We start from the raw sequence: 25468 nt of genomic DNA on the forward strand, positions 1-25468 counted from the left end.
CCTGCCGCCGCTCCGACTGTCCAGTGAGTGGACCCCAAACACCGTTACGAAATCCTGGTCGACGGCAAAACTGCAGGCTTCACCGCGTACTGGTACCGCGACGACCAGCGCGTTTTCTACCACACCGAAATCGACGACGTCTTCGCCGGACAGGGCTTGGCCTCGATACTCGTACAGCAGGCAGGCCCTTGAACGACGTACGCATCTCGGGGAAGCGCATTGTGCCGGTCTGCCCCTACGTGGCGAAGTCGCTCAAGAAGCATGACGAGTTCGCCGGCATCACCGACCGGTGACCCTCGAGGTCCTGAAGTGGCTGGACACCGTGCTGCAGCACTGACGCCCCGTGCCGCCACCTTCTCCGAGCCCCGGTACGTCCGGACCGGCGGCTCGGAGGCGGAGCGGGATCGGTGACATCAAGGCGGGAGCACCGCATGAGCATGGACCGCCGGCACCGGCAGTTCCGGTCCCGTCCCCGCCGTACGCTCTGCCGGGGACGGGACCGTTTCATGTGCTCAAGCCACGGCCGGTGACCGGACTACGTTCGGTGCCGCGGTTCGGTTCGGCGCGGATGCGCAGTCGACGCTGCCGAAAGTACGGTCTCCACATGGGAGTTGACGTCTCGCATGGACGCCCCTGGTCCACGCTTCGGCACCACCGATTGCGGGAGCCGCTCCCGCGCTCGGCGCAGTCAGGCGCCATTGCCTGGCATGAGGGGGCTCACCCGGGGCACCGACGCCTTCCCTGTGTTGGAGACCTTGCCCCCGGTCCAGCGGATTGAGATCGGAGCAGTCTCGTCGGGCGGGGTGACGAGCAGCGCCGCCGGGGTGACAGCGGTGGCGCCAGTAATCGCTGGATTGGTGTATGCCAGCGTCGACCAAGCGCTGTCTCCCGGGCTGAGCGTCACAGCCTGTCCCTGCTGACCGGTGGATCGCTCGGGGTCCGGGGTGACGGCCTCACCGGCGCCATTGACGAACGCCACGCCCGGGACGCCGTACAGCGTGCAGGTGCGGCGGGATCCATTGGTCAAAACGATAGCGAAGCTTGACTGCCCGGCTCCGGGACGGTTGGGGCCGACGGACGCCTTCAATTCGGAAGTATGACAGCGTCTCACCGTCGGTTCGGTCGGAGATGGCACCGTCGTCCCCGTGCCGCCGGACGCGGGCGGCGTCGCCATCGGCTCGCTGGAGGAACCGGAGGTGCCGCCGTCGACGGATCCTGGGCTGACTACGGACGACGTCGGGGACGTGGAGCCAACCTCAGGCGGGCCGCCGCCCGGTGTGTGGCTCGTGCACCCGGTCAGCGCGGCACAACAGACGAGCGCGGCAAGGAGGGTTCTACGGTGTGTCACGTTGTTTCCTCAGGATTCACTGACGCCGCAGGAGGTACTTGTGCTGGCCGGACAGCACAAGTTCGCCGCGGTGGTTGTGGATGGTGGCCGCAGTGACCACGACACCGTTGTCGCCCTGAGGCTCCAGGCCGGTGATGGTGAGCGCCGGGTACAGGGTGTCTCCGGAGTGCACTTCGGCCAGGAAGGTGCAGGACAGTTCGAGGAAGCTGATGAACACCTCTCCGATGAAGTGGGGGGAACAGGGTGGCGCCCGGCGCGGTGAAGGCGAGCACCTGCAGGCCGTGCACCACCGGTGCTGAGTGGCCGTGCCTGCGTGCCCATTCGGCGTCGTAATGCACCGGGTGGTTGTCTGCGGAGACTGTCTGGAAGGCCGCGGCGTGGGCGTCTGTCAGGGTGCGGCTGGGGGCTCGGAAGACTTCGCCGATGCGTAGGTCCTCGAAGGTTCTGGCCGGGACGACCAGGAATGCGGCGGGGTCGAACGCGGGCGGTGCGGCGGCTGCCGCCTGCTGCGTGTCCTACTGGTCCATCAACTCTGTCCTCTTCTGCGGTGTTGGGTGCTGCCGCGTGCGGCCGCCGCTCCACCCGCTCGTCGTACGGCAGATCTGATGGCCTACGGGCCCCGTACCGCCGCACCGGGCATGTGCGGCGGCACGGGCGCGGGGCCGGCTTATTGGGCGGGGTTGATCCGGGCGGCCAGGAGGTTGGGGTCGTTGTTGGTGAAGTAGGCGCCGCTGGCGATATAGGCCGTGTTGCCGCGTACGGCGAGCGAGGTCGGGTTCTCCAGCCCGTCGGCGCCGGTCATCACGACGGTGTGGCTGCCGCCCGGCCTGACCAGGGCCACCTCGTTGTCCGCGTTGATCGCGGCCAGGAGGGTGTCGCCGTGGCCGGTGAACGCGAAGTCGTCGATGTTGATCAGGCCGGTGGCCCGGGTCTCGACGGGGCCGGCGATGCCGTACCGGGTGACCGGGATACGCAGCACGGTGCCCTTGTCCAGGTTGGATACCCAGACCGCCCCGTTGTGGATTTTGATGCCGTTGGCTCCGAGGAATCCGGCGGCTGCCAGTTCGGGCGCGGTGGCCCACCGGGTGGGCGTGCCCCCGGTCACGGGCACTCGCCAAACCGTGCCGAGGACCGAGTCGGCCACGTACAGCTGGCCTTCGTGCCGGTCGAGGGCCAGGCCGTTGGGCAGGCCGTCGGCCGGGAGCGCGGCGATGCGCTGCGGGGCGCCGCCGGGGCGTAGGCGCCACAGGCCGGTCAGGTCGCTGCTGCCGGTGGCGTACAAGAAGTACAGCGTCCCGTCGTGGGCACGGACGATTCCGCCGAGGAAGGGCGAGGAGAGGGCAGGGGTGTCGGCGCCGGCCTGAGGCTGGGGCAGAGTGGCGAGGACGTGCACCCGGCCGTCGGGGTGGATGCGGGCCACCTGGCGGCTGTAGGCGAAGGTGACGACGGCGCTGCCGCCAGGCTCCAGGGTGATGTTCTCCGGTCGCTGTCCATCGGCGATGTCCAGGTGTGCCACGAAGCGCACGTCCGGCGTCGGGGCGGCGGTGGCCGCGGTCGTCGGGCCGGCCGCGGTCATGGCGAGGGCCGCCGCCACGGCCGAGGCCAGGAGGCCGGTGCGCGTCCCTGTCAGGAATCTGGGCATGTGGGCTCTCTTCTCTTTCTCTCTGATTGCAGGGGGCTGTGGGATTTCGCCGCTGGGGCCGCTGGTGCGCGGGACGCTTGAGACGTCAGTTGCCGCGCGTCGCGGACCTTGTAGAGGTCAGCCGACGAACGGTTGTCGCAGTTCGCCGATGCCCTGGACGGAGCTGACGAGCTCGTCGCCGACGGCCAGCCAGCGCTGAGGTGCGCGGCCGAGGTCCTCCCGCAGGGCATTGGGAGTACCGGACGCCCGCTCGTCGGGCACCCGGTCGGTAGCTGGGCCCTGGGTCTGCCGCGGGCGCAGCTTTCCCGGTTTTGGACCGAGCAGTGCCATACGGCTCTCCGTTCCATTGCAAAGTGTTCGGTCGGCAACGCGTGCGGCACGTCGCGAGGTGAGGCCGGCCATGAGGAAGCGAGGAGGAGGACCGCGGCCGGACGGCCACGGTCCCGGCACCATGTCCTCTTGCGGAATGTTGCCGACGTGGGCGAGGAATGCGTCCGGTCAGTGGCCGGAGCGGACGGAACGGACCGCCCGCAGGATCAGGCCGGTGACAGGGCCGGGATCGCTCACGGAGGCTGCGTGCGGGGCGCGGACAGTGACCGTGCGGGCGCGGGCGCGCTCGGCCATCCAGCGCTCGGCGGCCGGCGGGATGTTGCGGTCCTCGGTGGCCACGAGGTACCAGCTGGGGATCCTCTTCCACGCGGCCGCGGTGGCCGGCTCCTGGAGAGCTGCCAGGGTGATCGGACGCTGTCCCGCGGCCATGACCTGGGCGGTCGCTCGGGGGACACCGGCCGCGAACTGTTTGCGGAACAGGTCCTTCTTGATGACCAGTTCCTCCCCCTGTCCGCCGTCGGGCATCGGGTAGTACTGGGTGGCGGTGGCCTGTCCCAGGGTGCTGCCGGGGAACTTGTCGGTGAGCTGGAGCGCGCTCTCCCCGATGTCGGGAACGAAGGCGGCTATGTAAACGAGTGCCTTGACCTGCGGGGCGTCGGCCGCGGCCTGGCTGATGACCGCTCCGCCGTAGGAGTGCCCCACCAGCACGATCGGTCCGGTCACGCTGTCCAGAACGCTGCGAATGTAGGCGGAGTCGCTTGCCAGTCCGCGCAGTGGCAGGGCCGGTGCCAGTACACGGTGGCCCTGTCGTTGCAGGCGTTCGACGACCGCGCTCCAGCTGGAGGCGTCGGCGAACGCGCCGTGTATCAGGATAATGGTGGGCGCGGCCGGGCGCCCGTGCCGTTCGGCCGAACGGTCGGCCGGCGCCGGCTGCACGGGATGCGCGGCATGCGCGACACCGGCGGTACCCAGGGCGGCTGCGCCGGCCAGGAGGGACACGGTCACGGTGCGCCGTGAGATCGGTGGGTTCATCGTTTGCTCTCTGCGAAGGGGTGGAGACGGCCGTGGCGTGACGGCCGGTCGGTCGGACGGGCGCGAGCGGGTGCGCATGGGGTCAGTCGGAGGTGGCCCGTACGGCTTCCTCGATCAGGTCGACGACGCGCTCGGGGTGGGCGAGCATCACCAGGTGGGAGGAGTCGACCTCGACGGTGGTCATGCCGGCCCGCTGGTAGCCGTAGCGCTCCACGTCGGGGTTGATGGTGTGGTCGGACGAGGCGACCAGGCCCCAGGAAGGCTTGGTCTTCCAAGCCGCGGCCGGGGCCGCGTCGGCGAAGGCCTGCGCGGCCAGCGGGCGCTGGGATACGGCGAGGACGGCGGCGAGCCGCAGGTCGACGTCGGCGGCGAAGATGGCCGGGAACTTGTCGGTCCGGACCGACACGTCGGTGCCGGGCGTGGCCGAACCCTCGATCGGGAAGGGGGTGTAGACGAGTGCGGCGGCAAGGTCGCTGTCCGGGAAGCGGCCCTGCAGTTCGCCGAGGCTCTCGCCCTTCTCCAAGGCGTAACCGGCCAGGTAGACCAGTGCCTTGACGTTGTCCTCGGTGCCGGCGACCGTGATGATCGCGCCACCGTAGGAGTGGCCCACCAGGACGACCGGACCGGGTATCTGCCGGACGATGGAGGCGACGTAGGCGGCGTCCCCTATCAGGCTCCGGTTGGGCACGGCCGGGGCGACCACGTCCAGGCCGCGTGCGATCAGCCGCGGGATGACCTGGGCGTAGCTGGAGGCGTCGGCGAAGGCGCCGTGCACGAGGACGACGGTCGGCTTGTCGGAACGGGGCATGGGGAAACTCCCTCATCAATGGGGTGGGCTGTCGCGCGGTCTGTCGGCCGAGTCGGGGCTACCGTGGTGGCCCTTTGCCGTGAGATGTCGCGGGCCGGCCTCGGGATCGGTTGCGGTGTGCACTGACCGGGCGGCGGTGGACTCAGTCGGAGGGTTCCCGTCGGACTCCGCGTTGCGGTCTTGTCGAGCGGGAGATCGCTGACACGTGAGTAACTCTAGGGACCGCCGGGCGGCGTGTTTGTCCTGTCCGCGCCCTGGCTGTGGCCTGTGCGTGCCCACGTTGTCGGGCGGGCACAGGCTGGGCGGCGTTGCTCTGGCACGGAAGTGGGCCGGGGCCGCAATCGGCCCCGGCCCACGCTCCGCTGAGCTGTTCCCCGAGTTCGGGCTGCGGCGCCCCGGTCAGCCGTTCCAGTCCGCGAGGAAGTCGAGGAGTTCCCGGTTGACGACGTCGGGGCGTTCCTCCTGGCAAAGGTGCCCGCACCGGGCGATGGGCGCGCCGCGGACATCGCGGGCGATTCCCTTCCATACGTCCAGGACGTCGTATGCCTGTCCGACGGCGCTGAAGTCCTCGCCCCACATGGTCAGTACGGGGCAGTCGATGAGCTGGTCGGCGTCCTCCTGGTCCTGGGCGACGTCCTGGGGCGCCGCGCGGTAGTCCATGCAGGATCCCCGCACAGCGCCGGGCTGCTGATAGGCGCGCACGTAGACCGCGATCTCCTCGGGAGTGAGCATGTCGGGGTCGTACGACCAGCTGCGGTAGAAGTGTGTGAGCCAGATTTCCTCGCGGCCCGCGATCAGAGCCTCGGGGAGGTCGGGTACGCCGAGGAAGGTGAAGAACCAGTAGCCCTGCCGGGCGAGGTTCACGTCATAGGTCTCGGCGATGACCCGGGTGGGGATGTTGTCCATGGCCACGAAACGGTCGATGCGTTCTGGGTGGTCCTTGGCGAACCGGGTGCCGACGCGTGCCCCGCGGTCGTGGCCGACGAGGGCGATCCGCTCGTGGCCGAGATGGTCCATCAGCGCGACGATGTCGTTGGCCATGGTCCGCTTGTCGTAGCCGGAGGCAGGCTTTTCCGTGTCTCCGTAGCCGCGAAGGTCCGGTGCGATCACGGTGGACCGCTCGGCCAGTGCGGGTATTTGCTTCCGCCAGCCGTACCAGGTCTCGGGGAAGCCGTGCAGCAGGTAGACCGGCGGGCCCTGTCCCGCGCTCACCCAGTGCTGCTTGATCCCGTTGAGTACGGCGGTGTGATGTGTCATGCCTGTCAGGTCTGCCATGCGTGTCCACTCGGGTCGGGGGATGGGCATGCCGGGCGGGGCCCGGCCTCTCACTCGGTGGGCCGCAATGCGGCGAGGCGGTGCTTTCGGCCGTCGACGGTTCACTCATGCGTGCCGGTTCCCCGGCCTTCCGCTCGTTCCGGCCTGCCTGGACGTCCGCAATTGGTGTGGTCGGCCGACCAGAGAGTGGTGGAAGAAGCCGTCGCTGTGGTGCGCGGCCTGATTGGCGATCTCCGGTAAGTGGAGTGGAGCCGTGCCAGGCGAATGGGGGTACGCCGTCTACCGGGCGAGGCCTGCGGTGAACTCCTCCAGAACGTGAGGTACTTGCCTTGCCCTCTCACGTCCTGCGGCCGCGTGCATCAACCACTCGTCGCGCGAACGGCATCGCGGATCAGGTCCGCCACCGCCGTCGGCCGGGAGACGGCGACCGCGTGGGAAGCGCCTTCCAGTTCGACGGTTGTCGCCCCGGCCCGCTTGGCTCCGAAGCGTTCGACCTCGGGATTGATCGCCTGGTCCGCGCCGGCCACGAGCGCCCAGCAAGGCTTCGTCCGCCAGGCCGCCGCAGAGGCCGCCTCGGTGAACGTCGAGGTGGCCAGCGGACGTTGGGTAGCAGCCAGCACCCTGACGATGGACGGGGAGACGTCGGCGGCGAAGACTGAGGGGAATGCCTCCGGGGCGATGCTGACCTCGGTGGCGATCTTCCCTCCGTCGGCCGGGTAGGTCCACTGCTTCAGGCTGCCGACGAGCGGAGAAGCGGGAAAGCGGTCCTGCAACTCGCTGAGGCTCTCGCCCTCTTCGAGGGCGTAGGCAGCAACGTAGACGAGTCCGACGACGTTGTCCGCAGTGCCCGCCACGGTGATCAGCGCACCGCCGTAGGAGTGGCCGACCAGGATGACCGGACCGTCGATCTGGGAGACCACAGAGGCCAGGTAGGCGGCGTCGCAGGTCAGGCCGCGCAGTGGGTTGGCCACCGCGAGGACCGCGATGCCGTCGCGCTGGAGTTCGTCGATCACGCCGAGCCAGCCCGCCGCGTCGGTGAAGGCGCCGTGCACGAGGACGACCGTGGGAGGAGCAGGAGACATGTGTGGACTCTCTCTTCTCACACCGTGTTCAGCGCGGTGAGCAGGTTGTCGGCGGCCAGCGTGATGGCGGCTTGGGCGGCGTGGGTCTCGCGCAGGGCGTTGAGCATGACGAAGTCGTGGATGATGCCCTGGAATCGGACGGCGGTGACGGGCACGCCGGCTTCGCGGAGCTTGTTGGCGTAGGCCTCGCCCTCGTCGCGCAGGACGTCGGCTTCGGCGGTGATGACCAGGGCCGGGGGCAGGCCGGTGAGCGGCTCGGTGGTGGCGCGCAGCGGGGAAGCGGTGATCTGGGCGCGCTCGGCCTCGTCGGTCGTGTACTGGTCCCAGAACCACTGCATGCCGTCGCGGCGCAGGAAGTAGCCGGTGGCGAACTGGTGGTAGGAGCCGGTGTCGAAGCTCGCGTCGGTGACCGGGTAGAAGAGGACCTGGTGGGCGATGCGGACGTCGCCGCGCTGCTTGGCCATGAGGGTGAGGGCAGCGGTCATGTTGCCGCCGACGGAGTCACCGGCCACGGCCAGCCGCGAACCGTCCAGTCCCCTGGCCGCGCCCTGGGTCACGACCCACTGGGCCACCGTGTAGTTCTGCTCGATGGCGACCGGGTAGCGGGCCTCGGGGGAGAGGTCGTACTCGGGGAAGACCACGGCGGCGTTCGCGCCGACGGCGAGTTCGCGTACCAGGCGGTCGTGAGTGTGGGCGTTGCCGAACACCCAGCCCGCGCCGTGGATGTAGAGGATCACCGGCAGGGCCCCTTCCACGCCGGCGGGGCGCACGATGCGTGCGCGGACACTGCCCGTCGGACCGCCCGGGACGGTGATCCATTCCTCGTCGATCTGCGGCTTGTCGATCTCGCCGGACTGCACCTCGTCGACTGCCTTACGGCCCTCGGCGGGCGGCAGGTCGAACAGATAGGGCGGATTGGCGGTCGCTTCGGCGAAAGCAGCTGCCGCCGTCTCCAGCACCGGCTGCACCGGCTCGACAGTGTGGGACATACCGAACTCCTTGTTTCCGATGGTGTGCCGGACCTGCCGGCAGGAAGGGGGAAGGGCCGCGCGCGACGGAGCGTCTCGCGGCTCACGGCGCCACGCTAAGACGCCGTGGCTCCTCGGATGACGCGCCCGCGCACCAGTGCTGGCGCCGTAGCGCACTCAAGTGGCCCGTCGGCGGTGCCGGACGCAGGTGTCAGAGATTCCGTTCCTGGACGGAAGCCGAGACCTGCCATTCGCTGGGTGACTCGCCGTAGGTCTGGCGGAAGAGACGGCTGAAGTGGGAGGGGCTGGCGAAGCCCCAGCTCTGCGCGACCGCGGCCACGGAGCGCCTGCGGTTCGGCAGCCGGCCGAGGTCGAGGCGGCAGGCGGCGAGCCTGCGCTGCCGTACATGCGTACTCACCGTCGTACCGTCGCCCTGGAACAGTTTGTGCAGGTAGCGGACGGATATGTGGTGGGCGCGCGCGATCGACTCCGGTGACAGGTCTGGGTCCATCAGGTTCTCTTCGATGTACGACCGTATGCGGGCCAGCATCTCGCTGCCGTTCTCGGTGGAATCGGACCGGTAGGGCGCGAGGAGTTCGGCAACGAGCAGGGCGATGACGTCCACGGCGTTGAGGGCGAGCCGCTTGCCGTTCATCGAGTTCCACAGCCCGTCCTCGCCGATCAGCGCGGCCAGGAACTTCGACACCAGTGCCGCGACACCGCCGGCTCCGCTGACCTGGAGGCCCGTCAGGTGCCGCACCTCGGCCTGTGCGATCCCCAGATAGCAGCAGGGGATGCGGAAGAACACGAATTCATTGCCGCGTACCAGGTGCTCGGGGCGCAGGGCGTCGAGGAGAACAAGGTCACCGGCCGCCGGGGAGGGCTGAGCCTCCCTATGAGGAAACGTCTCCGGTGAGAGGCGTTTGAGTCCTAGGTACAAGCATGCGTCATCTCCTTTCTGCGATGCCCAGGGAAGAGTTCTGCAGTGTCCGGAATCTGCGCCTTGGGGTATTTGAGTAGTGTGCTTTTCTGCGTTTTTCGGCATGCGTGAAATGACCGACCTGGTCACTATGAGCTCCAGTCGTGCCGTCGTTCGTCAATGTGAGGTGAAGTGCCCGCGTACTGCGCGGGATTTACGGGATCGCGTCCGCCACTTCGGAAAGGAAGGTGTCGACCACCGCGTTGAAGGCAGGCGGGTTTTCGAGGAAGGGGAAGTGGGAGTTGGCCACACTGGCCGGGAAGACATGGAGCCGCGCGTCAGGGATCCGGCCGGCGATGAACTGCTGCGAGGCTGGGCTCACATGGCTTCCCTCGCAGCCGATCACCAGGGTCGGCACGTCCACTAGGGGAAGGACGTCGCGCCAGTCCTGCGCGCAGTGGTCGTAGAGCAGGGGCACCCCGGCGTAGGACGGGGTCGACTTGATCTGTTCGGCGACGAACGCGATGAGGTCGCGGTCGGGGTCACCGGAGAACATGCCGCGCACGAAGTCGTCACGCACCTGCTCGCCGTCCGGGCCCGCCAGTGCGGCGCCGAGTTCCAGTAGCCCGGCCACATCGAAGATGGCGCCGGAGTCCCGCTGCTCCTCAGGGGTCAGCCAGGGAACGGCCGCCACGGCCGCGGGCTGGTCCACGGCGACGAACCGGCGGATCCGGCTGGTGCCGTACTGGTCGATGAAGCTCCACCACACCGAGGCACCCATCGACCAGCCGAGCGCGTCGAAACGATCGAGGTCGAGGTGATCGACGAGTTCGAGGACGTCACGGGCCAACCGGGCAATGCGGTAGCCGTGCCGCGGTTTATCCGAGAGCCCGTGGCCCCTGAGGTCCAGTGTGATGACGCGGCGGGCCGGAGTGAGACCGTCCATCTGGTGTCGGAACATCGCCTGGGTCTGTCCCCAGCCATGCAGCATGACCAGGGGAACGCCCTCGCCCCCGCTGTCCCGGTAGGTCAGCCGCACGCGGTCGTTCGTCGTCAGCTCGCCCATGGTCCCTGCCTCACTCTCCTGCCAAGCCTTCACGGCGTACCTTGCATCGCCGTGTCGGCAACCCATGCGATGGCCGGCCGACGTCGTAGTCGGCTCGCGCCTGAACCCATTGTCGTTCGAGCAGGTCCGTCGCCACCACCGCGCTCCGTAGGGATTGGCCGACGAAAACCACGTCACTTCGTAGCAGTGGAACCGACAGGCGGGGCAGGGGGTGGCGGTCGGTCCGTTCAGTCGGTGGTGGCGTGCCCGTCCGGTTGCAGCAGTTCCCGGATACGCAGGCCAAGGTGCAGGACCAGCCGGTCCGGGCCGCTGTCCAGGTCCAGCCCGGTGATCTCCTGGATCTGCCGCAACCGGTAGTACAGCGAGGTGCGGTGGATCTGCAGCGCTTCCGCGGTCCTCGGAACCGAGCCGGCGTGCTCCAGGAAGGACCGCAGGGTCTCCTCAAGACGATGTCCCCCGGCGGCCGCGAGCAGGGCGCGCAGCGGCTTGGGCAGCAGGGATGCGTTCAGGGCATGATCCGGAAGCTGCAGGAGGACCGTGAACTCCCGCAGTTCCTCCCAGTCGCCGACGCGCTCGGAGTGGGGCATCCGTCGGGCCGCGCGGGCTGCCACGAGTGCTTGCTCGTAGGAGACCCACGCGTCGGCCAGGCCGGTCTGACGCCCTCCGATGCCGAGCACAGGAGCGGCGGTGGAGTCCAGGAAGGTGTCGAGGGCTTCGATGATCCGACGGGACTGCTCCTTCAGTTCCCGCGGATCCAGCGACTGCTCGCTCAGCTGGAGCAGGACCGCGCGGTCGGTGGTGACCGCGACGGCGCCGTGCGCCGACCGTGTGCGGCGGAAACTCTCCAGCGCACCACGCAGCGCGTTCTCGACCTGCCCGGGTGGCTCGTGGGACCGAGCCACCTGAACGACGCTGACCACGGCGTGCGGGGCGTTCGGGAGCACGCCGGTGTCCAGGATCTGCTGCTGGGCGGCACCGCGCGCGGCGGGGCTCGAGTTGAGCAGGGCCCAGGGCAGTTCCTGCGCGCCGCTCTCCTCGGCATGGTCGGCCACATGTTCCGCGTACATCTGGGCCGCGATGACCTGGGCCGACTTGGCGATGGCGGCCGTCTCGTCCGCTGTCAGGTTCTTGTCAGCGGAGATGACCATGAGCAGGCCGAGAAGATGTCCGCGTTCTCGCAGCGGCACGCAGTAGCGGGGAAGCAGTCCCAGGTCGTCTCGGCCTTCGATATACCCCGGCTTCGCCCACTGGGCAACGCCCTGGTCGAGTACGTACCGGATGATCTCGCTGTCCGCGAGGCCCTGCAGCAGGCTGCGGACGCGTACCGGATCCGCGTCCTCAAAGTGCCTGCTGGAGCAGATGAACCTGACGAGCGGGTCGTCGAGGACCACGGAACGCTGCAGCCTCTCGGCCAGCTCCTCTACGAGTTCCTGCAGTGCGTCGCTGCCCACCCGAGCCCGTTGCAGCCGTTCGGCCATGGTGATCCTTCCCTTGACCCTCTTTCTACAAGGCGTGAATCCGGGACTCCAAATTTTCGACAGTGTGAGGTGCGGCACGCAGCTCGTCCCGCCGTGTCCGATTTGCGGCCGTGGACAGCCATAGGGGGCTGGTGTGGAGGGCCGTGCGGATACCGACCGGGTTCTGGCCAAGGGACAGCGAGCCGCGTCGGGGCGTGGAGCCGGGCAGCATGGCGGCGCGGCTTCGCACGGGCCCTGTGTCCTCCTGGCTGAGCCGCTGGTACAGAACGTTCTGTCGCGGAGCATGGCGAAGGAGGCATCGGCCCGTCGTCGGGCAAGGCAGAGCACCGGGGACGCCGGGTGGGCGAGGGTGGCGAACGCGGAGCCGGCAGTCCGGAACAGGGTTCCCACTCGGCGCCGGCCTGCTTATGGCGCTGACGGCCGAGCTGCGGCCCGGGTTGGGCTGCTGCCAGGCTCGGCGCCGGCGTTCCGGCATGAGCCACAAGGTAATTGGCGGCTCGTCAGAGACTGCCGTGCCCCCGATATGTCTCCCGGACGTCGGCTTCGGCCAGGTCCACCCGTTGGCTCGATCAGCAGTTTGTCCGCCATCTCGACGTGACTCATCACAGTCCTGCCACGCGGCGACTCCACCCAGGGCGACGCCGACCACGGCCGTCCCGCTCGTGAAGGCCAACAACCGCGGTCCGCGGACCGGTGCGCCGCCTTCTGCACTCTTCGGGCTACGACGGGTGCCGCATCCGGTGCGGGCACCGTTCTGCTCCGGCTCGCTGCTGCCGAGTACCCGCTTGGCTGACGCCGAGTGCGCTGAGCTGCGGGTCCGGCCGGTAGACGAGGTGCTTGCGACCTTCCGCTTCCATGCGGCGGAGGAGATCGACCTCGATGTCTATCCGGTCGAGGCAGGCGGCGACAGCAGGGCGATGGCGCACGTGGCGTGATCGAGGAGTGGACGGTGGTCCCGGTCCTTAGCGGGTAGTGCACTGTCGTGCCAACTCCTGGGCGCAGGGAGAAAAGTCGGTTGGTCGGGCCGGTCATAGCTTTGGGGTGTGCCGAGCCGCAGGAACGCGGCGGGCGCGATACCGACTGTTCCGAAGGGACCCCTCATGTTCGACATCAACAAGGTGCAGGCTGCCCCCAGCGCGGACCTGCTCACGCCCGACAACGCGGTCATGCTTTTCGTGGACCACCAGCCGCAGATGTTCTTCGGCACCGGGAGCGGCGACCGCGCCGCGATCATCAACAGCACCGTGGGTCTCGCCAAGGCGGCTCAGGCGTTCGATGTGCCGGCCGTCCTGACAACGGTCGCAGCCGAGTCGTTCTCCGGCCCCCTGCTGCCGCAGCTTGCCGAGGTGTTTCCCGAGCACGAGGTCATCGACCGCACGACCATGAACGCCTGGGAGGACGAGGCGCTCGTGGCGGCGGTCAAGGCGACCGGGCGCAAGAAGATCATCCTGGCGGGCCTGTGGACCGAGGTCTGCTTGGTGCTGCCCGCGCTGTCCGCGCTGGAGCAGGGTTACGAGGTGTACGTGGTCTCCGACGCCTCCGGCGGCGTCAGCCCGGCCGCCCACGAGCACGCGCTGCAGCGGATGATCGCCGCCGGCGCGGTGCCGGTGACCTGGGTGCAGGTGCTGCTGGAGCTGCAGCGTGACTGGGCGCGTCAGGAGACGTACGGCGCGGTCATGGAGATCGTCAAGGCCCACGCGGGCGCGTACGGCCTGGGTGTCGTGTACGCGCAGAGCGTCATCGGCGCGCACGCGGCCGGCTGATCTCCTTGGACACCGGCATTCTGATCCTGCGTCTGCTGGTAGGCCTGCTCGTCGCCGGCCATGGGGTGCAGAAGATCAGCTCGCACCTGGGCGGCAGGGGACTCGAGGGCGGAACGGAGGAGTTCCGTGCCGACGGTTTCCGCGGCGGAGCCTTTACCGCCCTGGCGGCGGGCGGTGGCCAGATCGGATCGGGTCTGCTGCTCGCCGCCGGCCTCCTGACCCCGCTCGCGGCGACCGGGGCCATTGGAGTCATGACGGTCGCTCTCACCGTGAAATGGCACAACGGCCTCTGGGTGCAGAACGACGGGTACGAGTACCCGCTCGTCCTCATCGGTACCGCCGCCGCTCTCGCTGCCACCGGACCAGGCGCTTGGTCGCTCGACGCGGCCCTCGGCCTCACGCCGTATCCGCTGTGGTGGGCGGGCGTCGCTCTCGTGGCGGGTCTCGGCAGCGGGCTGCTCACCCGGCTTGTACTGCATCGGCCGGCCCCGGCGGCGCCGCAGGCTGCCGCCCACGGTGGGCGCTGAGCGCGAGCCGCGCTGACCGGGCCCGGCCGCCCCGCGTCCCCCGCGCGGGGGGCCGGGCCCTCCCACTCATCCGACCAGGAGCACCTGAAGGAAACCGCCGACTCACCGCATCCCCCGCGCGGTGGCGGCCGACCGCTGCTGCACCAGAAGGGCGCCGAAACCCAGGCGGTCGGCACGCTCAAGCAGCTGCCGATCGGCCTCGGCCACGACACCCGCATGTACGCCTGCCAGCGGCTGAACCGCGTACTCGCCGACACGCGGATCCGGTACTCCCTTTACAAGAAGCACCACTGGCTCATGCGCGGGGCGACCTTGCTCGATGCCGGGCGCGGCACCCGCTGAACGCCCGTCCCATTCCGCACACCCTCCGAAGGAGAACCCCTCATGCCGAACCGGCCGACCCTCGAACCCGCCGCCCAGGCGTTCGCCGAGGCCACCGCCCAGCCGCCGTTCCTCTACCAGATTCCCGTGGCGGAGGGCCGCAAGGCCGTGGACGACGTCCAGAGCGGTGAAGGCGTCCTGTTGCCCGCCGTCGACGAGGAATGGATCACTGTCCACGGCGGTCCGACCGGCGACATCCGCGCGCGGATCGTGCGCCCGCGCGGTGCCACCGGCCCCCTGCCCGTCATCCTCTACATCCACGGTGCGGGCTGGGTCTTCGGCAACGCCCACACCCACGACCGGCTCGTCCGCGAACTCTCCGTCGGCACCGGGGCGGCCGTCGTCTTCCCCGAGTACGACCTCTCGCCCGAGGCCCGCTACCCGGTCGCCATCGAGCAGAACTACAGCGTCGCCCAGTGGATCGCCCGCGAGGGACACCACAAGGAGCTCGACGGCACCCGGATCGCCGTCGCCGGCGACTCGGTCGGCGGCAACATGACTGCTGCCCTCACCCTCATGGCCAAGCAGCGCGGCGACGTCCGCATCGCCCACCAGGTCCTCTTCTACCCGGTCACCGACGCGAGCTTCGACACCGGCTCCTACCACCAGTTCGCCACCGGCTACTTCCTGCGCCGCGACGGCATGCAGTGGTTCTGGGACCAGTACACGACCGACGAGGCCGAGCGCGCCCAGATCACCGCCTCGCCGCTGCGCGCCACCACCGAGCAGCTGACCGGCCTGCCGCCCGCCCTGGTCATCACCGCCGAAGCCGATGTTCTGCGCGACGAGGGCGAGGCGTACGCGGCGAAGCTCCGCGCCGCCGGAGTCCCCGTCACCGCCCTGCGCGTACAGGGGGTCATCCACGACTTCGTCATGCTGAACGCGCTGCGCGAGACGCAGGCCGCGGAACTCGCCATCGGTGTCGCGATCGACACCCTGCGCAAGGCCCTGGCGTGATGGGGCCGTCGATGAGCATGCCTGTGGCGGGCCTCGTGCCCGGCCCGCGGCAGGAACACCCGCAGGCCGACCTCCTCGTCCGCAACGCGAAGGTGTTCACCGGTGACCCCGACCGCCCCGAGGCCCGCGCCGTCGCGATCCGCGACGGCCGGGTCGCGGCCCTCGGCGACGACCACGACCTCGCCCACCTCGTCGGCCCGGGAACCAGGGTCGTCGACGCCCTAGGGCGCCGGGTGATCCCCGGCCTGAACGACTCGCACCTGCACGTCATCCGGGGCGGCCTGAACTACGTCCTGGAACTGCGCTGGGACGGGGTGCGCAGCCTCCGGCAGGCCCTCGCCATGCTGCGCGAGCAGGCTGGCCGCACCCCCAAGGGGCAGTGGATCCGGGTCGTCGGCGGCTGGACCGCCGAACAGTTCGCCGAGCGCAGGATGCCCACCGTCGCCGAGCTGAACGCCGCCGCCCCCGACACCCCGGTATTCGTCCTGCACCTGTACCAGTCGGCCCTGATGAACCGGGCAGCGGTGCGGGCCGCCGGATTCACCCGAGAGACCCCCGACCCGCGCGGGGGGCAGATCGTACGGGGCCGGGACGGCGAACCCAACGGGGTCCTCCTCGCCGCTCCGGGCGCCCTCATCCTGTACTCGACCCTGGCCAAAGCGCCGGCCCTCGACGAGGCCGACAAGCGGACGTCGACGCGACACTTCCTGCGCGAGCTCAACCGCTTCGGACTGACCTCCGCGGTCGACGCCGCCGGCGGATTCCAGAACTTCCCCGACAACTACGCCACGGTCGTCGACCTCGCCCGGTCGGGGGAACTCTCCCTGCGCATCGCCTATCACCTGTTCCCGCAGACAGCCGGCCAGGAGCTCGCCGACCTGAAGCGCTGGACCGAGATGGTGAAACCCGAGGACGGGGACGAGTGGCTCCGGCTGAACGGCGCGGGCGAGAACCTGACCTGGGCCGCCGCCGACTTCGAGAACTTCTCCGAACCCCGGCCCGAACTCGCCGCGGGGTACGAGGCCGAGTTCGAGCGGGCCGTCCGGCTCCTGATGGAGAACGGCTGGGGCTTCCGGCTCCACGCGACCTACGACGAGACGATCCGGCGCGATCTGGCCGTCTTCGAGAAGCTCGCGGCGGAAGGACTCTTCCCCGGCGGCAACCGCTGGCTCTTCGATCACGCGGAGACCGTCTCGGCCGACAGCCTGGACCGGATCGCGGCCCTCGGCGGCGCCCTGTCCGTCCAGAACCGCATGTCCTTCCAGGGCACCGCCTTCCGCGACCGCTACGGCGCCGAGGCCGCCGCACACACCCCGCCGGTCCGGGCGATGCTCGACCGGGGCCTGACCGTGGCCGCCGGAACCGACGCCACCCGCGTCTCCTCCTACAACCCATGGGTCGCGCTCCACTGGCTGGTGACCGGGCGCACCGTCGGCGGCACGGCGCTCTACCCGGCCGAGAACCTGATCAGCAGGGAGACCGCCCTCGGCCTCTACACCCGCGGAGGGGCGCGACTCACCGGTGAGCAGGACGTCAAGGGAGTCCTGCGGGAAGGCTGCTACGGCGACCTCGCGATCCTGTCCGACGACTACCTCACCGTGCCCGAGGCTGCTATCCCCGACATCGAGTCCGTGCTCACCGTCGTCGGCGGCCGCATCGTCTACGCGAGCGCGGAGTACGAGGGGCTCGACGAGGCCCTCCCGCCGGTCAATCCGGCGTGGAGCCCGGTGGCCCACTTCGGCGGCTACCAGGGCGGTGCTCGCCAGGCGTCGCTCGTGGCCGAGGCCGTCGCCGAGTCCGAGCAGCACCGCCAGTGGCGCGTCGCACGTGGCTCCGCTCCCGAAGCGCCTCTGCCGTTCTACGACCCCTGCTTCGAGCACTGAACGAGGAAACCACCAGATGAGTACCGCTTCCGCCTCCGCTGCCGGCACCGACGACGCGCCGGGCAACCAGCCGGACACACCACCGGGACGCCGCTTCGAACCGGACCTCCGGTCGATGACCCGGATCAACCTGCACCCCATCGCCTCACCCATGCCGCTGGGCTTCTTCACGGTGGCGATCGCCTCAGTGATGACGGGATGCCTGCAGCTCGGGCTCTTCGAGACCGAAGCCCGAAGGGCCGTCGCCCTGTGCGTGCTACCCGCCTTCGCCTTGCAATTCCTGGTGAGCATCCTGGCCTTCGGAGCCCGGGACGTGATCGCTGCGACGCTCATGGGCACGTTCGCCAGCAGCTGGCTGGCCTACGCGCTCGTCATGTTCAGCGGCGCAGCAGAGAGCCTCCGCGTGCTGGGCGTCTTCAATCTGGCGCTCCTCTGCTTCGGGGCACTGATGACCGCCGTGACGCGGCCGAAGCGCGCCCTGTGGTTCGTCCTCGTGGTTTCCGTGCCCCGCTGGGCAGCCACCGGTCTGTCGGGGCTGACCGGCGCCGAATGGCTCACGCGCACGTCCGGGGCCCTCGGCCTCGTGGTGGCGCTCGTCGCGATGTATGCGGCGTTCGCCCTGATGCTGGAGGACATGCGCAGCGAGGAGGTGCTGCCCATCGGCCGCAGTGGCCCGGCCCACGCCGCCGTCGAGGGCGACCTCGCGGTCCAGCTCCGCAACCTGGAACGCCAGGCGGGCGTGCGCCGCACGCTCTGAACGCACACGCCGCCGCACGAACACCGCAACCACACAGGAGCACCCATGGAACCGCAGGTAGTGGACCGCCCCGAGAAGTCCCGGTACGAGATCCTCGCCGGCGACGACGGCACCGAGACCGCGGGCTTCGCCGAGTACCACCTCTCGGAGAACGAGATCGCCTTCATCCACACCGAGACCGATCCCGGGTTCGCCGGCCGGGGCCTGGGCGGGCTGCTCGCCCGGGGCGCTCTCGACGACGCCCGGGCACGCGAGCTGCACGTCCTGCCGTACTGCCCCTTCATCCGGGGGTGGATCGGCAAGCACCCCGAGTACGCCGACCTGGTGCCTGAGGCGCGCCGCGCACATTTCGGCCTCTGAAGCACGCCGACGCCCGACCTTCCACACCACAGCCCACGCACCGAGGAGTTCACTCATGTCCCGACCCGTCAGCCCCACCGTCGTGCTGGTCCACGGCGCCTTCGCTGACGCCTCCGGCTACGCCCGTGTCATTCCCGAACTGACCGCCGCCGGTCTGAAGGTGGTGGCTCCGGCCGTGCCCAACCGCAGCCTGGTCGACGACGCCGCGTACATCGCCTCCGTAGTACGTGCCATCCCCGGCCCCGTGATCCTGGTGGGGCACTCCTACGGCGGCGCCGTCATCACCGTCGCCGGTATGGAGGACAACGTCCGGGCACTGGTCTACCTGGCCGGATACGCGTTGGAGGAGGGCGAGAGCCTCGGCGAGCTGCAAGGACGCTTCCCCGACTCCGGCCTCGCCGACGCGCTCGTCCACACGCCGCTCCCCGTGGCGGGATCGGACGAGACCGGCACCGACGTCTCGGTGGAGGCCGAGAGGTTCCCCGCTCTCTTCGCCGCGGATGTCGACCCCGAGTTCGCCGCGGTGCTCGCCGTCTCCCAGCGCCCTCTGGCCGCGCGCGCCTTCACGGAGACGGCGCCGGCCGCAGCGTGGAAGAGTAAGCCCGCGTGGGGCCTGATCGCCACCTCCGACCGGACCATCAACCCCGATGTGGAGCGCTACGGCTACGAGCGTGCCGGCATGACCATCATCGAGGTCGACTCCTCGCACCTGGTCATGCTCGCCCAGCCCAAGCGCGTGGCCGAGCTGATCCAGGACGCGGTCCGGTCCACCGCTGCCTGACGCGCGCTCCGGCTCAGGGCCCGTTCGAGCCCACCCCTCGGGGTGGGCTCGAACGATTGGGCGATGATGTCCGAGCGCTGGTAGCCTCCGGTCGCCCACCAAGAAACACCTGGTGGGCGATCGGAGGAAGTACACCCATGAGGTTCGGCGCGAGACTCGCGCTCGCCGTCACAACCCTCGCAGTCACGGTCACCGCCTGCGGTGCGCCGAAGAGCGGTTCTCAGCCTCACGAGGGCAAGGACTGCGGACTGTACGCACGATATGGCAAGCACCCCGGCACGCAGGTCACCGTTTACGCGGAGAATCGGGACAGGGAAGCGGATCTGTTCGAAGAGACCTGGGCGGACTTCGCGAAGTGCACAGGGATCGACGTCGCGTACGAGGGAGACGGGGAGTTCGAGGCCCAGATCCAGATCCGGGTCGAGGGCGGGAACGCGCCCGATGTGGCGTTCTTCCCGCAGCCGGGGCTGTTGGAACGCTTCGCGCGCGCGGGGAAGCTCAAGCCCGCGAGTGCGGGGCTCGCGTCCCTGGCGAAGCAGGGCTGGTCGGCGGACTGGAACAGTTACGCGACCGTGGACGGCACCCTCTACGGCACTCCGCTGGTCGCGAACGTGAAGTCGTTCGTCTGGTACTCGCCGAAGTTCTTCCGGGACAGGGGACTGAGCGTTCCCCGCACCTGGTCCGAGCTGATGGACGTGACGGAGAAGGTCGCGGCATCGGGGGGCAAGCCGTGGTGCGCGGGCATCGAATCCGGTGAGGCGACCGGCTGGCCCCTGACGGACTGGATCGAGGACGTCCTGCTGCGCCAGCTCGGGCCGGACGTCTACGACCAGTGGGTCGCTCACGAGATTCCGTTCAACGACCCCAGAGTGATCCGGGCCATCGACACGGTGGGATCCGTCCTCAAGAACGACCGGTACGCCAACGGCGGGTACGGTCCGGCGCGGTCGATGGCCTCGATCGCCTACCAGGAGGGCGGCACGCCGATCCTGTCCGGCGACTGCGCGATGCACCGCCAGGCTTCGTTCTACGCCGAGCACTGGCCGGACGGTACCGAGATCGGGCCGGACAAGGACGTGTTCGCCTTCCTCCTGCCGGGAACGGACAGGACCAGCCGGCCGGTGCTCGGCGGCGGGGTGTTCACCGCCGCGTTCTCCGACCGCCCCGAGGTCCGGGCCTTCCAGGAGTACCTGGCGACCGCGGACTTCGCCAACGCGCGCATGAAGAGGGGTCCCTTCGTCTCGGCGCGCAAGGGCGTGGATCCGGCCGACGCCGCCGGTCCGGTCGACAAGCTGTCGATCCAGCTGCTCCAGGATCCCCGGACGCAGTTCCGGTTCGACGGTTCGGACCTGATGCCCGCGGCGGTGGGTGCCGGGACGTTCTGGAAGGGCGCCGTCGACTGGATCGGCGGAGAGAGCACCAAGGCGATGGCCGACTCCGTCGAACGGTCCTGGCCGCGCCCCTGATGTCGTTCGATGTTGTCGCACAGCAGCCCAAGCTGCTGCACCTTCTCCAGGGCACAGGCGCGTTCACAGCGGTCGTCTGTCTGATCCTCCTTGTTGTGCACCAGAGGCCGATGCGGCGGCGGGGGCCGGCCTTCCTGCTGCTGGCTCCCGCGCTGCTGTTGTTGACGGTCGGTCTCCTCCTTCCCGGTCTGCGCACCCTGCTGCTGTCGTTCATGGACGGGGAGGGGGACGCATGGGTCGGACTCGACAACTACGCGTGGATGTTCACCGATCCCGAGGCGCTTGTCGCGCTGCGCAACACCCTGCTCTGGGTAGTGCTGGTGCCCCTGCTGGTGACGGCGGTCGGACTTCTCTACGCGGCGGCCGTCGTACGGTCGCGGTTCCGGGCACCCGCCCTGTCCCTCGTCCTGCTGCCGATGGCGATCTCGTTCGTCGGCGCCGGCCTCGTCTGGAAGTTCGTCTACGCCTACCGGCCTGCCGGGGCGGACCAGATCGGACTGCTGAACCAGCTCGTCGTGGCGTTCGGCGGCACGCCGAGACAGTGGCTCGTGGACTCTCCCTGGAACGTCCTGTTCCTCATCGTGGCCATGGTGTGGACACAGGCGGGCTTCGCGGCCGTCCTGCTGGCGGGCGCGATCACGGCGGTTCCCGGCGAGATCACCGAGGCGGCCCGACTGGACGGCGCGTCACCCCGGCGGATCTTCTGGCACATCACTCTGCCGTTGATCAGACCCACGCTGCTCGTCGTGGTCCTCGCCGAGCTGATCGGCACCTTCAAGGCCTTTGACATCGTCAGAACCATGACCGCCGGTCAGTTCGACACGGGTGTCATCGCCCACGAGATGTACGACCAGGCCTTCCGCTACGGCCAGACAGGCCGCGGCGCGGCTCTCGCCGTGCTCCTCTTCGCCCTGGTCACCCCGGCCGTCGCCTACAAGGTCCGAGCGCAGCGGAGCGCGCGATGAGCCGTGTCCGGGAGCGCCTCGTCTCCCGCGCCTTCTCGCTGACCGCCGTGGTGATCGCGGTCCTCTGGACGACGCCGACCCTCGGTCTCTTCCTCTCCTCGTTCCGTCCCGAGGACGAGATCAAGACGACGGGCTGGTGGACCATGCTCGGCTCGCCTCAGGTCACGCTCGACAACTATGGCGAGGTGCTGTTCGGAGGCGGGAACGCGTCGGGGCAGCTCGCCGACCACCTCGTCAACTCGATCGTCATCGCCCTCCCGTCGGTGCTGTTTCCCCTGGTCCTGGCCTTTTTCGCCGCCTACGCCCTGGCATGGATCGACTTCAAGGGACGCGACGCACTCGTCGTCGGCATCTTCGCGCTCCAGATCGTGCCCCTCCAGATGGCGCTCGTCCCCCTGCTGAAGCTCTTTTCCCAGGGATGGCTGTTCCTGCCTGCCTGGGACCTCACCGGACCGGCCCGGTTCAGCCACGTCTGGTTCGCCCACACGGTCTTCGCCCTGCCGTTCGCGGTGTTCCTTCTGCACAACTACCTGGCCGGATTGCCGCGAGACCTGATCGAATCCGCCCGGGTCGACGGCGCGTCGCACGCGATGCTTCTGCTCCGGATCGTCCTGCCGCTGGCCCGCCCGGCCCTGGTCACATTCGCGATCATCCAGTTCGTCTGGGTGTGGAACGACCTGCTGGTGGCGCTGGCGCTGTCGGGCGGGACGGCCGAGACCGCGCCGGTGACGGTGCGACTGGCCGGACTGGCCGGGACGCGTGGCAACGAGTGGCAGCGGCTCACGGCAGGAGCGTTCGTGTCGGCGTTCGTCCCGGTGCTGGTGTTCTTCTCTCTCCAGCGGCACTTCGCCCGGGGTTTGCTCGCGGGCTCCGTCAAGGGATGACCGCGGTGGAGACGTCCGCATCAGGAGGGGACGAGGAGACCACGGGCACGAGGCTGAGCCGGCCCGGGCTGCGAGGCCGGGAAGCCGAGCTGGAGCAGCTGCGTGCCCTGGTCGGGGCCGTGCGTGACGGTGACGGCGGCGCGATCGCTCTGCTCGTGGGGGAGCCGGGGATCGGGAAGACCGTACTGCTGGAGGAGACGGTCTCGATCGCACGGGCCCACGGCTTCGTCGTCAGCCAGGGACACGCCGAGGAACTGCATGAGCTGGCACCGCTCGCCTCGCTGACCTCGGGCCTCCTGCACGGCGACCCGCCCCTGGTGTCCGCCGAGGACTTCGCGCATCTCGCGGGCCACCACGATCAGCGCATCTGGCTCGTCGAACGGCTGGCCCAGCTGATCGAGGAGCGCTCGGCGGGCACGCCCGTACTGATCGCGATCGACGATGTGCAGTGGACCGATCCGCTGAGCCGGTTCGCGCTGAACGTCATGCCGGCACGACTGCTCACCTCCCCGGTCCTGTGGCTGCTCGCGGGCAGGGAGGACCCGGACCTGCGCGGGAACGGACCGCGGACGACGACGTTCCCCCTGCGTCCGCTGTCCGGCGAGGCCCTCGCCGAGCTGGCATGCGACGTGCTCGGCGGGGACGTACCGGAGAAGGTCACGGATCTCCTCGACGGGTCGGGCGGCAACCCGCTCCTCGCTGCCGAGATGCTCATGGGCATCGCGGCGTCGGGCGCGGACGGGACGGAGCCGCCGGAGCGGCTGGTGCTCGGCGTACGCGGCAGGCTGGCCGGGCTCCGGCCGGGCACGCTCGATTTCCTGCGGATCGGCTCGGTCCTGGGACGCTCGTTCCAGCTCGCCGACGCCGCGGCCCTGTGCGGCCGGAGCGCGACCGGCCTCATCGGCGAACTGCAGGAGGCGATCGCCGCCGGGCTCCTCGATGACGACGGCGAACGCCTCGTGTTCCGCCACGATTTGCTCCGCCAGGCCGTGTACAGCGACCTCGTTCCCTCGGTACGAAGGGCACTGCACCGGGAGGCGGCGAGCCGGCTCGTCGCGGCGGGGCGGACCTCGGTCGACGCGGTCCCGCACTTGCTGAAGAGCGCCGAACCCGGTGATCACGAGGCGGTCGGGCTGCTCGGCAGAGCCGCCGCGGACGTACTCGCCGTCATGCCCGACCTCGCCGCCGACCTGGCGCTGCGTGCCCTGGAACTGGTGCCGCCCAACGACCCCGTGGCGTTCGGAGCGGGAGAGCAGGCCATCACCGCACTGACCCGCGCGGGCCGGTACACCCAGGCACGGGAGACCGGCGACGTGCTGCTGGCCCGACTGCCGCCCCTGGGGGTCTACGCCCGGCTGCAGTCCGTACTCGGCGACACACTGTGGCACCTCGACGACATCCCCGAGCTGGCCCGCCGGTCGACGGCGGCGCTGGCCGTCGTCACCGACCCGGTGACATCGGCTCGTCTGACCGCGCGGCAGGCACTGGCCCAGTCACGCGGACGCGACCTCGCGGCCGCTCGCAGGACCGGAGAGCGGGCGCTCGCCGAGGCGGAGCGCGCGGGTGACCGAGAGGCCCGCGTCGTCGCGCTGTGGGGCCTCGGCGAGATCGCGCTCAACGCGGGCGAATGCGCCGCCGCCGTCGACCATCACATGGCGTTGAGCGCGTTCGACGCGGCCTTTCTGCCCGAGGAGGTCGTCGCACGGGTTCACATGGACGAATTCGACTGCGCCCGGCAGCTGCTGAGGACGGCGGACGGCGAACCCCTGCGCCCCGCGATGCTGATGTGGGCCCAAGGAAGCCTGAACCTGGAACTTGGGCGGCTCGACGACGCGGAAGCCGACTTCATTACCGCCGAACGGCTGGAAGCGGACATCCGCGTGCCCGGCAACCTCGTCAACATACGTGTCAACCGGGGCCGGCTTGCGATGCTGCGCGGCGACCGCGAAGCCGCCGAGGAACACGTCGGCGTGGTCAGGGCAGCCGTGGCCGACCGGCCGAACATGGGCAACCACGCCGCTCATCAGTACCTTGAGGCCGTTCTCGCGGACGCCGACGGCGACCATGCGGCGGCGGCCGCGCTGCTCTGGTCCGCCCAGCGGGACAGCCCGTTCGTCCGATGGCGGCTTCTGCGCACACGGTTCGTCGAAGCCGTGCAGATCGCCCTGCGTGCCGGAGACCGGTCCCTGGCCGAGGACCTCGCGGCCCAAGCGGCCGAGCACGCCTCCCGTAACCCTTCCGTGCCGACCCCGAACGGAATCGCCGCCCACACGACCGCCCTGGTGAATTCCGACGACGCACTCCTGGAGCAGGCCGTCCGGATTCTCCGGGCCGGACCCCGCCCCCTGCACCTCGCAGCCGCCTCCGCCGACCTCGGGCGCGCTCTGCTGACCACCGGCGACGGCGCCGCGATACCTGCGCTGACCAGGGCGTACGAGGCGTACACGCAGGCGGGAGCCAGCTCCGAGGCCAACCGGGTCCGGGCGGTCCTGGACCAAGCCATGATCCGTTCCAACCGGCGCACCGCGGCTCGGCCGCGTCCCACCCAGGGCTGGGCCGCGCTCACCGCCTCGGAACGCAAGGTCGCCCGGCTGGTCGCCGCGGGGCACACCAACCGGTCGGCCGCCGCCGCTCTGTTCGTCTCCCCGCACACGGTGAACACCCATCTGGCGTCGATCTTCCGCAAGCTCTCGGTCAGCTCCAGGGTCCAGTTGACCCGGCTCGTGCTGGCGGGAGCCGACGTCGAGCCGGCCGACGCCGGTTGATTCCGGGCGGAACTCTGCGCACCTGGGCAAG

24 protein-coding genes and 3 pseudogenes are annotated in these 25468 nt (G+C 69.7%); 14 read left to right on the forward strand and 13 right to left on the reverse strand.

The genetic code is table 11. From position 1 onward, the window contains the following. Positions 1-27: 27 nt before the first annotated feature. Positions 28-337, forward strand: a pseudogene (locus tag OHA19_RS34015) (GNAT family N-acetyltransferase). A gap of 351 nt (positions 338-688) precedes the next feature. Here the strand turns inward: OHA19_RS34015 and OHA19_RS34020 are convergent. The 13 genes and pseudogenes from OHA19_RS34020 to OHA19_RS34080 all read right to left on the reverse strand — a co-directional run bounded on the left by OHA19_RS34020 (position 689) and on the right by OHA19_RS34080 (position 11948). Continuing rightward, the gene (locus OHA19_RS34020) at positions 689-1174 is read right to left on the reverse strand and encodes a DUF4232 domain-containing protein (protein WP_405752658.1); all 486 of its coding nucleotides are present in this window, start codon (positions 1172-1174) and stop codon (positions 689-691) included. A gap of 190 nt (positions 1175-1364) precedes the next feature. Then, entirely contained in the window at positions 1365-1565 is a 201-nt protein-coding gene (locus OHA19_RS34025) for a hypothetical protein (RefSeq protein ID WP_405752660.1), read from the reverse strand. 100 nt (positions 1566-1665) lie between these two features. Beyond that, positions 1666-1809 (reverse strand): annotated as a pseudogene (locus OHA19_RS34030) (dehydratase); the annotation flags it as partial. Between the two features lie 206 nt (positions 1810-2015). Then, positions 2016-2990 (reverse strand): hypothetical protein, encoded by a 975-nt coding sequence (locus OHA19_RS34035; protein WP_405752663.1) that lies wholly within the window; start codon positions 2988-2990, stop codon positions 2016-2018. A gap of 117 nt (positions 2991-3107) precedes the next feature. Further along, on the reverse strand, positions 3108-3320 hold the full coding sequence (locus OHA19_RS34040; RefSeq protein WP_405752665.1) for a hypothetical protein: 213 nt from the start codon (positions 3318-3320) through the stop codon (positions 3108-3110). Positions 3321-3488: 168 nt separating this feature from the next. Then, positions 3489-4352 (reverse strand): alpha/beta fold hydrolase, encoded by an 864-nt coding sequence (locus tag OHA19_RS34045; protein WP_405752668.1) that lies wholly within the window; start codon positions 4350-4352, stop codon positions 3489-3491. Positions 4353-4434: 82 nt separating this feature from the next. Continuing rightward, the gene (locus OHA19_RS34050; RefSeq protein WP_405752670.1) at positions 4435-5160 is read right to left on the reverse strand and encodes an alpha/beta fold hydrolase; all 726 of its coding nucleotides are present in this window, start codon (positions 5158-5160) and stop codon (positions 4435-4437) included. Between the two features lie 399 nt (positions 5161-5559). Beyond that, positions 5560-6435 (reverse strand): alpha/beta fold hydrolase, encoded by an 876-nt coding sequence (locus OHA19_RS34055; protein ID WP_405752673.1) that lies wholly within the window; start codon positions 6433-6435, stop codon positions 5560-5562. Positions 6436-6794: 359 nt separating this feature from the next. Beyond that, positions 6795-7517 (reverse strand): alpha/beta fold hydrolase, encoded by a 723-nt coding sequence (locus OHA19_RS34060; protein ID WP_405752675.1) that lies wholly within the window; start codon positions 7515-7517, stop codon positions 6795-6797. A 17-nt stretch (positions 7518-7534) separates the two neighbouring features. Continuing rightward, a complete protein-coding gene (locus tag OHA19_RS34065; RefSeq protein WP_405752677.1) occupies positions 7535-8506 on the reverse strand; it encodes an alpha/beta hydrolase in 972 nt (323 codons plus the stop codon). Positions 8507-8696: 190 nt separating this feature from the next. Next, positions 8697-9425 (reverse strand): helix-turn-helix domain-containing protein, encoded by a 729-nt coding sequence (locus tag OHA19_RS34070; RefSeq protein ID WP_405752679.1) that lies wholly within the window; start codon positions 9423-9425, stop codon positions 8697-8699. A 193-nt stretch (positions 9426-9618) separates the two neighbouring features. Then, positions 9619-10470, reverse strand: a complete 852-nt coding sequence (locus OHA19_RS34075) for an alpha/beta fold hydrolase (RefSeq protein WP_405752682.1) — start codon at positions 10468-10470, stop codon at positions 9619-9621. 227 nt (positions 10471-10697) lie between these two features. Next, positions 10698-11948 (reverse strand): PucR family transcriptional regulator, encoded by a 1251-nt coding sequence (locus tag OHA19_RS34080; protein ID WP_405752685.1) that lies wholly within the window; start codon positions 11946-11948, stop codon positions 10698-10700. 662 nt (positions 11949-12610) lie between these two features. Between OHA19_RS34080 and OHA19_RS34085 the strand changes: the two genes are divergently transcribed. From OHA19_RS34085 to OHA19_RS34145, 13 genes and pseudogenes are all read left to right on the forward strand, one after another. After that, positions 12611-12883: a hypothetical protein gene (locus OHA19_RS34085; RefSeq protein ID WP_405752687.1), complete on the forward strand. Its 273-nt coding sequence runs from the start codon at positions 12611-12613 to the stop codon at positions 12881-12883. Between the two features lie 165 nt (positions 12884-13048). After that, positions 13049-13711, forward strand: coding sequence for a hydrolase (locus OHA19_RS34090; RefSeq protein WP_405752690.1), 663 nt, complete (start codon positions 13049-13051; stop codon positions 13709-13711). Between the two features lie 5 nt (positions 13712-13716). Beyond that, positions 13717-14238, forward strand: coding sequence for a DoxX family membrane protein (locus OHA19_RS34095; RefSeq protein WP_405752693.1), 522 nt, complete (start codon positions 13717-13719; stop codon positions 14236-14238). A gap of 84 nt (positions 14239-14322) precedes the next feature. After that, a pseudogene (locus OHA19_RS34100) lies at positions 14323-14550 on the forward strand (DNA starvation/stationary phase protection protein); the annotation flags it as partial. Positions 14551-14622: 72 nt separating this feature from the next. Then, positions 14623-15576: an alpha/beta hydrolase gene (locus tag OHA19_RS34105; RefSeq protein ID WP_405752696.1), complete on the forward strand. Its 954-nt coding sequence runs from the start codon at positions 14623-14625 to the stop codon at positions 15574-15576. A 17-nt stretch (positions 15577-15593) separates the two neighbouring features. Then, positions 15594-17459 carry an amidohydrolase gene (locus tag OHA19_RS34110; RefSeq protein WP_405753345.1) on the forward strand — a complete coding sequence of 622 codons (1866 nt, stop codon included), beginning with the start codon at positions 15594-15596 and terminating at the stop codon, positions 17457-17459. A 16-nt stretch (positions 17460-17475) separates the two neighbouring features. Further along, on the forward strand, positions 17476-18216 hold the full coding sequence (locus tag OHA19_RS34115; RefSeq protein WP_405752699.1) for an acetate uptake transporter family protein: 741 nt from the start codon (positions 17476-17478) through the stop codon (positions 18214-18216). Positions 18217-18261: 45 nt separating this feature from the next. After that, positions 18262-18576 (forward strand): GNAT family N-acetyltransferase, encoded by a 315-nt coding sequence (locus OHA19_RS34120; protein WP_405752702.1) that lies wholly within the window; start codon positions 18262-18264, stop codon positions 18574-18576. Between the two features lie 55 nt (positions 18577-18631). Then, on the forward strand, positions 18632-19357 hold the full coding sequence (locus OHA19_RS34125; protein WP_405752705.1) for an alpha/beta fold hydrolase: 726 nt from the start codon (positions 18632-18634) through the stop codon (positions 19355-19357). 137 nt (positions 19358-19494) lie between these two features. Further along, a complete protein-coding gene (locus tag OHA19_RS34130) occupies positions 19495-20823 on the forward strand; it encodes an ABC transporter substrate-binding protein (protein ID WP_405752707.1) in 1329 nt (442 codons plus the stop codon). Next, complete coding sequence (locus OHA19_RS34135) at positions 20823-21788, forward strand: carbohydrate ABC transporter permease (RefSeq protein ID WP_405752710.1); 966 nt, start codon at positions 20823-20825, stop codon at positions 21786-21788. Before OHA19_RS34130 ends, OHA19_RS34135 begins: the two co-directional genes overlap by 1 nt. Then, complete coding sequence (locus OHA19_RS34140; RefSeq protein ID WP_405752713.1) at positions 21785-22672, forward strand: carbohydrate ABC transporter permease; 888 nt, start codon at positions 21785-21787, stop codon at positions 22670-22672. Before OHA19_RS34135 ends, OHA19_RS34140 begins: the two co-directional genes overlap by 4 nt. Next, positions 22669-25437, forward strand: coding sequence for an ATP-binding protein (locus OHA19_RS34145; RefSeq protein WP_405752716.1), 2769 nt, complete (start codon positions 22669-22671; stop codon positions 25435-25437). The genes OHA19_RS34140 and OHA19_RS34145 overlap by 4 nt, the downstream gene beginning before the upstream one ends. Positions 25438-25468 lie beyond the last annotated feature (31 nt).

The organism is Streptomyces sp. NBC_00012 (assembly GCF_045040875.1).
Classification (GTDB): domain Bacteria; phylum Actinomycetota; class Actinomycetes; order Streptomycetales; family Streptomycetaceae; genus Streptomyces.